General features: G+C 69.9%; 11 protein-coding genes and 1 pseudogene. 7 read left to right on the top strand and 5 right to left on the bottom strand.

Annotated features, from left to right (window positions below):
• Positions 1–11: 11 nt before the first annotated feature.
• The 5 genes and pseudogenes from FU260_RS14895 to FU260_RS14875 all read left to right on the top strand — a co-directional run.
• Positions 12–896: pseudogene (locus tag FU260_RS14895) on the top strand (2-hydroxy-3-oxopropionate reductase); the annotation flags it as partial.
• Between the two features lie 92 nt (positions 897–988).
• On the top strand, positions 989–2,770 hold the full coding sequence (gene gcl / locus FU260_RS14890) for a glyoxylate carboligase (RefSeq protein ID WP_147917776.1): 1,782 nt from the start codon (positions 989–991) through the stop codon (positions 2,768–2,770).
• 3 nt (positions 2,771–2,773) lie between these two features.
• Entirely contained in the window at positions 2,774–3,904 is a 1,131-nt protein-coding gene (locus FU260_RS14885; RefSeq protein ID WP_147917775.1) for a glycerate kinase, read from the top strand.
• Positions 3,905–3,914: 10 nt separating this feature from the next.
• Positions 3,915–5,258, top strand: coding sequence for an allantoinase AllB (allB, locus tag FU260_RS14880; protein ID WP_147917774.1), 1,344 nt, complete (start codon positions 3,915–3,917; stop codon positions 5,256–5,258).
• Positions 5,255–6,070: a bifunctional allantoicase/(S)-ureidoglycine aminohydrolase gene (locus tag FU260_RS14875; protein WP_147917773.1), complete on the top strand. Its 816-nt coding sequence runs from the start codon at positions 5,255–5,257 to the stop codon at positions 6,068–6,070. The genes allB and FU260_RS14875 overlap by 4 nt, the downstream gene beginning before the upstream one ends.
• A gap of 166 nt (positions 6,071–6,236) precedes the next feature.
• On the opposite strand, the gene FU260_RS14870 is transcribed toward FU260_RS14875, so the two are convergent.
• Both FU260_RS14870 and FU260_RS14865 read right to left on the bottom strand, forming a co-directional pair.
• Entirely contained in the window at positions 6,237–6,857 is a 621-nt protein-coding gene (locus FU260_RS14870) for an alpha/beta hydrolase family protein (protein WP_147917772.1), read from the bottom strand.
• Between the two features lie 9 nt (positions 6,858–6,866).
• Complete coding sequence (locus FU260_RS14865; protein ID WP_235912479.1) at positions 6,867–7,421, bottom strand: aromatic ring-opening dioxygenase LigA; 555 nt, start codon at positions 7,419–7,421, stop codon at positions 6,867–6,869.
• A 172-nt stretch (positions 7,422–7,593) separates the two neighbouring features.
• Between FU260_RS14865 and FU260_RS23625 the strand changes: the two genes are divergently transcribed.
• Together FU260_RS23625 and ilvD are read left to right on the top strand one after the other, a co-directional pair.
• Complete coding sequence (locus FU260_RS23625; protein WP_168211582.1) at positions 7,594–7,731, top strand: hypothetical protein; 138 nt, start codon at positions 7,594–7,596, stop codon at positions 7,729–7,731.
• Positions 7,732–7,790: 59 nt separating this feature from the next.
• Complete coding sequence (gene ilvD / locus FU260_RS14855) at positions 7,791–9,497, top strand: dihydroxy-acid dehydratase (protein WP_147917770.1); 1,707 nt, start codon at positions 7,791–7,793, stop codon at positions 9,495–9,497.
• Positions 9,498–9,519: 22 nt separating this feature from the next.
• Here the strand turns inward: ilvD and FU260_RS14850 are convergent, their stop codons facing one another.
• The 3 genes from FU260_RS14850 to FU260_RS14840 are packed head-to-tail and all read right to left on the bottom strand — an operon-like array spanning position 9,520 to position 12,567.
• A complete protein-coding gene (locus FU260_RS14850; protein ID WP_147917769.1) occupies positions 9,520–10,143 on the bottom strand; it encodes a response regulator in 624 nt (207 codons plus the stop codon).
• The gene (locus FU260_RS14845; protein WP_147917768.1) at positions 10,136–11,377 is read right to left on the bottom strand and encodes a sensor histidine kinase; all 1,242 of its coding nucleotides are present in this window, start codon (positions 11,375–11,377) and stop codon (positions 10,136–10,138) included. The genes FU260_RS14850 and FU260_RS14845 overlap by 8 nt, the downstream gene beginning before the upstream one ends.
• Positions 11,374–12,567 (bottom strand): DUF418 domain-containing protein, encoded by a 1,194-nt coding sequence (locus tag FU260_RS14840; protein WP_147917767.1) that lies wholly within the window; start codon positions 12,565–12,567, stop codon positions 11,374–11,376. The genes FU260_RS14845 and FU260_RS14840 overlap by 4 nt, the downstream gene beginning before the upstream one ends.
• Positions 12,568–12,569: the final 2 nt, after the last annotated feature.

Genomic DNA, 12,569 nt, shown 5'->3' with positions numbered 1-12,569 from the left:
GTAAGGACTGTGCTATGACCACCATCGCATTCATCGGACTCGGCATCATGGGCTCCCCGATGTCGGTCAACCTGACCAAGGCCGGCTTCGACGTCGTCGGCTACAACCGCACCCCGGAGAAGGCCCAGCCGCTCGTCGACGCTGGCGGAAAGTCGGCCGCGAGCATCGCCGAAGCGGTCGCCGACGCCGACATCGTCGCGATCATGGTGCCGGACTCCCCGGACGTCGCCGCCGTGCTGCAAGCCGACGATGGTGTGTTCGCGAGCGCCAAGCCCGGCGCCCTGCTGATCGACTTCTCCACCATTCGCCCGGATGTGACCCAAGAGCTCGCCGAGGAGGCACAGGACAAGGGTTTCCGGATCCTGGACGCCCCGGTCTCCGGTGGTGAACCGGGAGCGATCAACGGCGCGCTGTCGATCATGGTCGGCGGCGCGGCCGAGGACTTCGCAGCGGCCCAGGGCGTCTTCGACGCGGTCGGCAAGACCATCGTGCACGTCGGACCGAACGGCTCGGGGCAGACCGTGAAGGCCGCGAACCAGCTGATCGTGGCCACGAACATCCAGGCGCTCTCCGAAGCACTGGTCTTCCTCGAGGCGTTCGGCGTCGACCTGCCGGCCGCCGTCGAGGTACTGGGCGGAGGCCTCGCCGGCTCCGCAGTGCTGAACCAAAAGGCGCAGAAGATGCTGGACAAGGAGTTCTCTCCCGGTTTCCGCATCGACCTGCACCACAAGGACCTCGGCATCGTGACCTCCACCGCACGCGAGGCCGGGGTCACCATCCCCGCCGCGGCGCTGGTGGCTCAGCTGATGGGCTCGGCTCGCGTCAACGGCGACGGCGCCCTGGACCACTCCGGCCTCTACCGAGGGGTGGCCCGCCTGTCCGGCACGGACAGCTGAGCACCAAGAGCTGAACACCGACAGCTGAGCACCCCAGGACGGAGCACCGACGCTCCGTCCGCAGTGAAGACCTGATTCGAAGGAGAAGACCCATGCCTCGTATGCGCGCAGTGGATGCCGCCGTGGCGATCCTGGCGAAGGAGGGGGCCACCCAGGCTTTCGGCCTGCCCGGCGCCGCGATCAACCCGTTCTACAACGCGATGATGCTGCATGGCGGCATCTCGCACGTGCTCGCCCGGCACGTCGAAGGCGCCTCGCACATGGCCGACGGCTACTCCCGCACCACCCCCGGCAACATCGGGATCTGCATCGGCACCTCCGGCCCGGCCGGTACCGACATGATCACCGGGCTGTACGCCGCCTGGGCGGACTCGGTGCCGATCCTGTGCATCACCGGCCAGGCCCCGGTGGCCAAGCTGGACAAGGAGGACTTCCAGGCGGTCGACATCGCCTCGATCGCCGCACCGGTGACCAAGATGGCCAAGACGGTGCTCGAGGCCGGGCAGGTGCCGCAGGTGTTCGCCCAGGCCTTCCACCTGATGCGCTCGGGCCGCCCTGGCCCGGTGCTGATCGACCTGCCCCTGGATGTGCAGCAGACCGAGATCGAGTTCGACCCGGACACCTACACCCCCCTGCCGGTGCACCGGCCGGCAGCCTCGCGCGAGCAGGCCGCGAAGGCGATCGACATGCTGCTGGCGGCCGAGCGCCCGGTGATCATCGCTGGGGGTGGCATCGTGAACGCTTCCGCGGAAGCGCTGCTGGTCGAGCTCGCCGAGACGCTGGGCGTGCCGGTGATCCCGACCCTGATGGGCTGGGGTGCGATCCCGGACGATCACGCCCTGATGGCCGGGATGGCCGGGCTGCAGACCTCGCACCGGTACGGCAACGCCACCCTGCTCGCCTCGGACTTCGTGTTCGGCATCGGCAACCGGTGGGCGAACCGGCACACCGGGGCGGTGGAGTCCTACACTGCCGGGCGCACCTTCGTGCACGTGGACATCGAGCCGACCCAGATCGGGCGGGTGTTCGCCCCGGACTTCGGCATCGTCTCCGACGCCAAGGCCGCTCTGGAGCTATTCGTGCAGGTGGCCAAGGAGCGGGTGGCCGCCGGCAGCGCGCGCGACTACTCCACCTGGGCCGCCGACTGTGCCGAGCGCAAGCGGACCCTGCTGCGCAAGACGCACTTCACCGAGGTGCCGATCAAACCGCAGCGGGTGTACGAGGAGATGAACCGCGCCTTCGACCGGGACACCCGGTACGTGTCCACCATCGGCCTGTCCCAGATCGCCGGCGCGCAGTTCCTGCACGTCTACCGGCCGCGGCACTGGATCAACGCCGGCCAGGCGGGTCCGCTGGGCTGGACCGGCCCGGCGGCGATCGGGGTGGCCGCAGCCGCGCCGGAGGAGAACGTGGTGGCGCTCTCCGGCGACTACGACTTCCAGTTCATGATCGAGGAGCTCGCGGTCGGCGCCCAGTTCAACATCCCGTATGTGCACGTGGTGGTGAACAACGCCTACCTGGGCCTGATCCGCCAGTCCCAGCGCGCCTTCGACATGGACTACCACGTGCAGCTCTCCTTCGAGAACATCAACAGCCCGGAGACCGACGGCTACGGCGTGGACCATGTGAAGGTCGCGGAGGGGCTGGGCTGCAAGGCGCTGCGGGTGCGAGACCCGGAGGAGCTGGCCAGCACCTTCGCCAAAGCCCAGACGATGGCCGAGGAGTACCGAGTGCCGGTGGTGGTGGAGGTGATCCTGGAGCGGGTCACGAACATCTCCATGGGCGCCGCCAAGCTCGACGGGGTGAACGAGTTCGAGGACCTCGCCCTGTCCACGGACGACGCACCCACCGCAGTGGCCGGCATGCTTGACTGAGCCATGGCCACCGTCGTGCTCGCCCCGGACAAGTTCAAGGGATCCCTCACTGCCGCGCAGGTCGCCGAGCACCTTGCCACCGGTCTGCTCCGGGCCCGCCCGGAGCTGACCGCGGTGCAGGTACCGATGGCCGACGGCGGTGAGGGCACCGTGGCCGCGGCTGTCGCCGCCGGCTGGCGGGAGCGGGCGGCCACGGTCACCGGTCCTCTCGGCGAGTCCGTGCAGGCCGCGTACGCGCTCTCGCCCGACGGCGCATCGTGCGTGGTGGAGATGGCGCTCGCCTCCGGTCTGGAGTTCACCCGCGCGGACGTCGACGCCGCCCGCCGGTCCTCCTCCTTCGGCACCGGAGAGCTGATCGCACATGCCCTGGACGACGGCGCCCGCCGGGTGATCCTCGGCGTGGGCGGCAGCGCCAGCACCGACGGCGGCGCCGGCCTGGTCCAGGCGCTCGGCGGACGGCTGCTTGCCAAGGACGGCAGCGAGCTACCCGGGGGAGGGGCAGCGCTGAACCACCTGACCGCCGTCGACCTGACCGGGCTGGACCCGCGCCTGGGCGAGACGGAGGTGATCCTGGCCGCCGATGTGGACAACCTGCTGCTCGGACCCAGCGGGGCCGCCGCCGTCTACGGCCCGCAGAAGGGAGCCGACGAGGCGACCGTGGCCGAGCTGGAGGACGGGTTGGCCCGCTGGGTCGAGGCGCTCGCGGCCGAACGACCCCGAGCCGCACTGGCCGCCGACCAGCCCGGGGCCGGAGCAGCCGGCGGTCTCGGCTATGCGGTGCTGGCACTGCTCGGCGGCGCCCGCCGGTCCGGGATCGACGTGGTGATCGAGCTGACCGGCCTGGCCGACCGGCTCGACGGTGCCGCTCTGGCCATCACCGGCGAAGGTAGCCTGGACGAGCAGAGCCTGTACGGCAAGACCCCGGTCGGGGTGGCGCGCGCGGCGGCAGCCGCCGGGGTGCCGACAGTCGCGGTGGCGGGGCGTTCGCTGCTCAGCGATGCCGACCTTGGCCGACACGGCATCGCCGCCTGCTACCCGCTGACCGCCCTGGCCCCGGATCCGGCGACCTCGATCCGGGAGGCCGGCCGGCTGCTCGAAGAACTGGCGGCGACGATCGTCGCCGAGCACCTGTGAGGAGGCCATGATGGCGGAGAAGACCTATGACCTGGTGATTCGGGCCGAGCGGGTGTGTACCACAGCGGGCTTCCAGCCCCGTGAGGTGGCCATCACTGCCGGCCGGATCGAGGCGATGGAGCCGCTGGGCAACAACCTGTCCGGTGAGCAGGTGATCGAGCTGACGCGGGAGGAGGTGCTGCTACCCGGGCTGGTAGACACGCACGTGCACGTGAACGAGCCGGGCCGCACCGACTGGGAGGGGTTCGAGACCGCCACTCGCGCCGCCGCCCGCGGCGGGGTGACCACGATCATCGATATGCCGCTGAACTCCATCCCGCCCACGGTGAACGTGGCCGCCCTGGCGGAGAAGGTTGCCGCCACCGAGGGCAAACGGCATGTGAACGTCGGCTTCTGGGGCGGGGCGATCCCCGGGAACAAGGCGGATCTGCGCGGTCTGCACGATGCCGGGGTGTTCGGGTTCAAATGCTTCCTGCTGCACTCGGGCGTGGACGAGTTCCCGCCGCTGGACCCGGACCAGCTCGAGGAGGACCTCGGTGAGCTGGTCACCTTCGATGCCCGGATGATCGTGCACGCCGAGGACTCCCGCACGATCGACCGCGCCACCCAGCCGGAGGGCGACCAGTACGAGAAGTTCCTCTCCTCCCGCCCCCGCAGCGCGGAGAACCTCGCCATCGCCGAGGTGATCGCCCGCGCCCGGTGGACCGGTGCGAAGGTGCACATCCTGCACCTGTCCTCCTCCGACGCCCTGCCGATGATCGCCAGCGCGAAGCGGGACGGGGTGCAGATCACCGCGGAGACCTGCCCGCACTACCTCACCCTGTCCGCCGAGGACATCCCGGCCGGGAACACCGCGTTCAAGTGCTGTCCGCCGATCCGCGAGGCGAGCAACCGGGACCTGCTCTGGCAGGGACTGGCCGACGGCGTCATCGACTGCATCGTCACCGACCACTCGCCGTCCACGCTGGAGCTGAAGCACTTGGACACCGGTGACTTCGGTACCGCCTGGGGCGGTATCGCCTCGCTGCAGATCAGCCTGCCGGTGGTGTGGAGCGCGGCCCGTGCCCGGGGCATCGAACTGGAGCAGGTGGTGGAGTGGATGGCCAGCAAACCGGCGGCCCTGGCGGGTCTGCGGTCCAAGGGCACGATCGCCGTCGGCTATGACGCCGACCTGTCCATCTTCGCCCCGGACGATGCGTTCGTGGTGCATGCGAAGCAGCTCGAGCACAAGAACCCGATCACTCCCTACGACGAGCGCTCGCTCTCCGGGGTGGTCCGTCGTACTCTGCTGGCCGGTCAGGATATCGACTTCGACAAGCCTGCCGGTGAGCTCATCTGGAGAGGAAAAGCATGACCTACCACGTTCCCCAGGGCGGGCTGCCGCCGCAGACGGCGCTGACCACCGACCGCGCCGTGTTCACCGAGGCCTACGCTGTGCTGCCCGCTCGGACGATGAGCGACATCACCGCCAGCCTGCTGCCGCACTGGACCGACACCCGGCTGTGGGTGCTGGCCCGGCCGTTGAGCGGCTTCGCCGAGACCTTCGCCCAGTACCTGGTGGAGGTCGCGCCCGGCGGCGGAAGCGACACCCCGGAACCGGACCCGGGCGCCGAGGGCGTGCTGTTCGTGGTCGGCGGGGAGCTGGAGCTCACTCTGGATGGAGCGGCGCACACCCTGGTCTCCGGCGGATATGCCTACCTCGCACCGGGTGCAGACTGGTCGTTGCACAACCGCACCGGGTCCAAGGCCAGCTTCCACTGGATCCGGAAGGCGTACCAGTACGCCGACGGCGTGGCCGCCCCGGACTCGTTCGTCACCCGCGCCCAGGATGTGGAGGGTGTGGGCATGGTCGGCACCGACGGGGCGTGGAGCACGCAGCGGTTCGCGGACCCGGCCGACCTGCGCCACGACATGCACGTGAACATCGTCACCCTGCAGCCCGGGGCCTCGATCACCTTCCCGGAGACACATGTGATGGAGCACGGGCTGTTCGTGCTGCAGGGCAAGGCCGTCTACCTGCTGAACACCGACTGGGTGGAGGTGGAGGCCGGTGACTTCATGTGGCTGCGCGCCTACTGCCCGCAGGCCTGCTACGCCGGCGGCCCGGGCCCGTTCAGCTACCTGCTCTACAAGGACGTGAACCGGCACGTGAACCTCACCCTCTGACCGCAGCCCCACCCCCTGTCCACCCACCCCCACACTCGCGTGAATCCATTCACTCGTCACTTCCTGCACCGAGTCGTGCTCTCGGATAGCGAGTCACCGGCCGCGGTAACGAGCGCCCAGGGCCCGGGCGAGTGCGGCGGGGCCAGGCGAGCCACGCCCGACGGCGTCACCCCAGGTGGCCGAGCCAGTCACCGACCGCTGTGGCCAGGCCGGGGAGGTCGGAGTCCAGGGAGTGCGTACCGCGCAGGGTGACCACCTGCCGCCCCGGTGCCGCCGGTGGCATCCCGAATCGGTCCGAGCTGCCTTGCACCACCAGCACCGGCACCTCGACCGCCGCGAGTTCGGCCAGTCGCGACTTGCTCGCATCCTTCCCCGGCGGAAGCAGCGGAAAGGCGAGGCAGAGGACCCCGGAGGCTGCGCCGTCGCCGGCCGTGCGACACGAGACCCGCGCTCCGGAGGAGCGACCCCCGGTGACCACCGGGAGCCCGGTCAGCTCGGTCTCGGCCAGCTCGGCGAGCACGGACCGCCAGGCCGCGTCCAGCTGCTTCGCCGGTGCGGGGGCGCGCCGGCCGGCGACGCGGTAGGGCTGCTCCACCAGCACGGCCAACCAGCCCGCCTGGAGCGCCGCTCCGGCGGCGGCGACCAGATCTTTGGCGGCCACACCACCACCGGCTCCGTGCCCGAGCACCAGGGCAGCGGCCGGCGGCCCGGCCGGGCGGTGCAGGTGCGCCCGGGCCGGGCCGTGCGGGGTGTCGATCGTGCGGAGCTGCGGGTCCGGCAACCTCATCCGGACAGGTTAGGTGGTCGCTGCCAGTTGCGGTTCGTCACCGGCCGCTACCGGTGCCGTCCGGGAGGCCAGTGCCAGCCTGCGGATCGCCAGTCCGGTCAGGGAGAGGATCACGCCCAGTCCCATCACCATCACCGAGACCCCGAACGCGAGTACCGAGGTGAACAGCGAGGCCCGCAGGAACGAGGCGTTCATCACCGTGGTGCGCTGTGCCTGCAGCTCGGCGTGCTCCTCCGACTCCGGGTCCACCTCGGACATTGCATCGCCGAGCTCGGCATAGGTTCGGCCTTCGGTGCTGGCGAGTGCGTGCGTGTTGATGATGTCCGCCTGGGCGTACGCGGTCAGCGGTCCGCGGACCGGATCGCCGGCGAACCAGCGGGCGTCCTCGGCCACGGTGATCTGTTCATCGGCGAGCTGGCTGGAGACCATCGTCCAGGTACCCACTCCCGCGAGCAGCAACACCAGTCCGACGACGAACGAGGCGATTCCCACGCCTTTGATGAAGCGGTCACTGCGAGCGGCGGTGGCCATCTTGTCCTCCAGATCGAGTTCCTTTTCTGACACTCCTAGGATCTCAAGTCAGAACATCGGCGGCCTGGGCCCAAGGTCCCAGTTGATCTGGGCCGAAGGTCCCGATCGGCGCCGGCGACCACGCCACGGACACCGCCGACACCACTCGTGCGGCAGTCATACGCTGCGTCAGGGACCGTCCGGGCTCGCCGAGCGGCGGGCGAAGATGAAGGCCTCCGAGCATCCGTGGCAGCCGGTGGGCCGGGAGCGGCACGTCTCCCGGGCGTTGCTGGCCTACGCGGTGATGGCCACCTCGGCGGACCGGGGTGCGGTGCGGGACCTGTCGTTGATCCGCCGAGTCTGAACCGAGGTCGACGGCGGAGGAGGTCTGGCCTTCGTCCGTTCGGCTCCTATAGTGAAGACATGACGACCGCTGACGCCGCACCTGACATCAAGCCACGCTCACGAGTGGTCACCGACGGGATCGAGGCGACGGCCTCCCGAGGGATGCTCCGCGCGGTCGGGATGGGTGACGAGGACTGGGCCAAACCACAGATCGGGATCGCCAGCTCGTGGAACGAGATCACCCCGTGCAACCTGTCCCTGGACCGGCTCGCCCAAGGCGCGAAATCCGGGGTGCACGCCGGTGGCGGGTACCCGCTGGAGTTTGGCACCATCTCCGTCTCCGACGGCATTTCGATGGGCCACGAGGGGATGCACTTCTCTTTGGTCTCCCGCGAGGTGATCGCCGACAGTGTGGAGACCGTGATGATGGCCGAGCGCCTCGACGGTTCGGTGCTGCTCGCCGGCTGTGACAAGTCGCTGCCGGGGATGCTGATGGCCGCCGCCCGGCTCGACCTGGCCAGCGTGTTCCTCTATGCCGGCTCGATCATGCCGGGCTTCGTCAAGCTCTCTGACGGCACAGAGAAGGACGTGACGATCATCGACGCGTTCGAGGCGGTCGGTGCCTGTGCTCGTGGGCTGATGAGCGAGGACGATGTGGGCCGCATCGAGCGGGCCATCTGCCCGGGCGAGGGCGCCTGCGGCGGGATGTACACCGCGAACACGATGGCCTCGGTGGCTGAGGCGATGGGCATGTCCCTGCCCGGCTCCGCGGCACCGCCCTCGGCGGACCGGCGGCGAGACACCTTCGCGCACCGTTCCGGTGAAGCAGTGGTGAACATGCTCCGGCTCGGCATCACCGCCCGGGACATCATGACCAAGGAGGCGTTCGAGAACGCCATCGCCGTGGTGATGGCCTTCGGTGGGTCCACGAACGCGGTGCTGCACCTGCTGGCGATCGCCAACGAGGCTGAGGTGGAGCTGACCATGGCGGACTTCGACCGGGTCGCCTCCCGGGTGCCGCACCTGGGTGATCTGAAGCCGTTCGGCCGGTACGTGATGAACGACGTCGACCGCATCGGCGGCGTCCCGGTGATCATGAAGGCGCTGCTCGATGCCGGGCTGCTGCACGGGGACTGCCTGACCGTGACCGGGAAGACCGTCAGTGAGAACCTCGCGGCCATCAACCCACCCGACCCGGACGGCAAGATTCTGCGGGCGATGTCCGAGCCGATCCACCCCACCGGCGGGATCACCATCCTTGGTGGCAGCCTCGCCCCGGAGGGGGCGGTGGTGAAGTCCGCGGGCTTCGACGAGTCTGTGTTCGAGGGCACCGCCCGGGTGTTCGACCGGGAGCGGGCCGCGATGGACGCCCTCGAGGACGGCACTGTCACCGATGGGGACGTGGTGGTGATCCGCTACGAGGGTCCCAAGGGTGGGCCCGGGATGCGGGAGATGCTCGCGATCACCGGCGCGATCAAGGGAGCCGGGTTGGGCAAGACCGTGCTGCTGCTCACCGACGGCCGGTTCTCCGGCGGCACCACTGGCCTGTGCGTGGGGCATGTGGCCCCCGAGGCCGTCGACGAGGGACCGATCGCCTTCGTCCGTGACGGCGACCCGATCCGCCTGGATGTGGCGAACAAGACGCTGGATCTGCTGGTGGAACCGGCAGAGCTGGAGGCGCGCAAGGAGGGCTGGGCGCCGGTGCCGCACACCTTCAAGCGGGGCGTGCTGGCCAAGTACAGCAAGCTGGTGCAGTCCGCCTCCCAGGGGGCAGTGCTCAGCTGAGCGGGATCCGGCGTGGGTTTGCTCAGAGCAACCCGCGCCGGTAGGCGATCGCCACGGCTGCCGCCCGGTCGGAGGCACCGAGCTTGGCGAAGATGTGTTGCAGGTGGGTCTTGACGGTCGCAGCACCGACGAACAGCGCTGCGCCGACCTGTGCGTTCGTGCGGCCGGCGGCCACCAGGGCGAGGACTTCGCGCTCGCGTTCGCTGAGCACCGGGTCAACGCTTCGCTCCTCGGCGTCCAACTGGCGCTGCACCGAGGGGGACAGAGTGCGCCGGCCACGGGCTGTGGCCCGGACGGCGTCGAACAGCCGGGCCCGTTCAGTGTCCTTGAGCAGGTAGCTGCGGGCGCCGGCGGCCAGCGCTCCGCGGACGTCCTGTCGGCTCTCGTAGGTGGTCAGCACCAGGACCTCCACCTCGGGGTAGGTGCTGCGGATCTGGGCGATCAGCTCGATCCCGTCGATCCCCGGCATCCGCAGGTCGGTGACGACCACCTCCACCTGGTGGCGGTGCAACAGCGCGAGCGCCTCGGCCGCCGAGCCCGCCTCAGCGGCGACCACGATGTCCGGCGCAGTCTGCAGCTGGCCGTGCAGCCCGTCGCGCACTACCGGGTGATCGTCCACCAGGAGGACTCGGATCGGATCAGTCATCGCGGCCCTCCGGCGGTCGGGTCACCGGCAGGGTCGCTGTGATCGTTGTGCCGCCCCCTGGTGCGGTCTGGATGTCCAGGGTGCCGCCGAGGCTGGCCGCCCGCTCGGACATGAGTGGCAGGCCGTGGCCATCTGAGGGCACCTGTGCATTGTCGAACCCGGCCCCGTCGTCGGCGACGTCGAGTGCGGCAACGTCGCCGAGGTAGGAGAGAGTGACGTGCACCTGGGTGGCGCCGGCGTGCCGGCGGATGTTCGTCAGCGCCTCCCGGGCGATCCGGACCAGCGTGTCCTCCACCTCCTCGGGCACAGCTACCTGCGAGCCGGAGAGATGGAAGGCAGCCCGGAGCGAGCCGGACCGCTCCAGCTCGGAGACCAGGGACGACAAGGCGCCGAGGAGACCGCGCCCGTCCAGGACGGCGGGACGCAGCGCATGGATCGACTGCCGCGCCTCACGCAACGCGTCCCTGGCCAGTTCCATACTCACCTGCACGCGAGAACGCACTCGCTCGTCCGGGGGAGCCTGTGCATCGATGGCCTCGAGCTGACTGACGATCCCGGTCAGTGCCGCCGCAAGAGTGTCGTGAATATCAGCGGCGATTCTGGCCCGCTCGGCAGTGATGCCGGACTCACGGGCCTCCGCCACCAGCCGGTCCTGAAGGTCCAGGTTGTCCGCCAGTGCGCGCTTGAGGTCGGCATGAGCCTCGGCCAGGTCCGCCAGTGCTACCTGGCGGGCTGCGGTCTCCGCCTCCAACCGGCGGATGCTCCAGCCGATGGCGGCGGCCAGCGCGACGCCCCCGAGGGTGATCGCCACGTTCGATCCGGTCAGGCTCATCGGGCCCGGAAGAAGCAACGGGACCACCGTCGCCAGGCCCAGGCCCGCGTAGGCCCACGCACCCGGAAGCACGACGAAGGTCAGGGCATAGCTGACCAGGTAGAGCGGGAGATAGCTGATCGACACCTGCAGCAGCACGGCGCACGCCGCGAGCAGACCGAGGTAGTACACCGCCATCGGCAGCAGTGCCTGCTCCAACCAGTGCCGATTCGCCAGCGTCCAGTACGTGTGCCACGCGATCAGCACCAGTCCGGCGACAATGGCGCGCGGAACCTCGGCGGCGCTGATGTCTCCGCTCAGGGCGGCATAGACGGAGGTGGCGGGCAGCAGCAGGTAGGGCAGCAGCAGCAAGACCCAGTCGGTCCGGCTGGGCTGCCGTGTCCCGGTGCCTGGCGCCGTCATCCGCTGATCGTCGCACGTGCACGCAGTCGAGGACCGCGCACGAACTTCTTCAGCAGGGTTTCCGCCGGGCCCATCCGTCCCGCCGTGGCAGCAGCTGCCGCCACGGTCCCTGCCCAGGTGAGCAGCGCCAGGGCTGCGGCGCCGGCCGGCCCGAGGTGTGCGCCCCAGCCCAGGGTGCTCGCAGCCAGCAGGGTGGCGAACACGATCGACTGCGCCAGGTAGCAGGACAGCGACTTCTGCCCGGTAGCCTGCAGCGCCCGCACACTCCAGTGCCGGTCCCGGCCGGTGGCGGTCAGCCGCGCGGCCAGGAGCGCGAGCAGCGCGGCGTAGCCGAGCCCGCAGAACACCCCGCTGACCACGTGCAGCCAGGCCAGGGCGGCTGCTACCGCAACCGGCGGCGACCACAGGCCGGCGCCCACCAGCGTCGACCCCGCACCGCCGAGTATCCCGATGGAGAGGCCGATCACGGCGGTGCGGACCAGGAGCCGCCGGTGCTGCTGCGGCTGTTCCAGGATGCGGTGCCGGCCGGCCCACACCCCCACCAGCATGGCGCTGACCACGGCGAGCAGCCCGAACGGTCCCGTCACCCACTCGACGATCCGCCATCCGGCGGCCTCCAGTGGATCCGGGATGGCGTAGGACCAGAAGTAGGAGCGCTGCATGCTCGGTGTCGGGTCAGCGAAGATGGCCCCTTGGATCACTGCTGCCACCGCCAGCCAGATGATCGCCAGACGGAGCAGGGCGCGGTCCCGCAGACGCAGCAGCCGCACGAGAGCGAGCCCGATCAGCCCGTACCAGCCGAGGATGTCCCCGGAGAACGCCAGTAGGGCATGCACTCCGCCGAACAGGATCAGACCTACCGACCGACGTCGCACGATGCGGCGAATCTCGTCCTCTGCCACCCCTCGTGCTTGCCGGCTGCGGATCATCTGCACGATCCCGTATCCGAACAGCGCTGCGAACAGTGGATAGGCACGAGCGTCGACGAACAGGCCCACCCCGGCGCCGACCGCCCGGTCCAGCCCGCTGTCGGTGAGCACCTGCTGCCGAAGGCCGTAGGGCCGGCCGTGCAAGTAGATCATCACGTTGGCGAGGGCGATCATCGCCAGCATCACACCACGGGCGAGATCCGGGGCAAGAAAGCGCGGGCGCCGCCCGGGCGGGAGGTTCGGGGGAGAGGTGGTGACCATAA

The organism is Ruania zhangjianzhongii (genome assembly GCF_008000995.1).
Classification (GTDB): Bacteria; Actinomycetota; Actinomycetes; order Actinomycetales; family Beutenbergiaceae; genus Ruania; species Ruania zhangjianzhongii.
The sequence above is the reverse complement of the archived record's forward strand: the minus strand, read 5'-3'. Positions and strand labels throughout refer to the sequence as shown.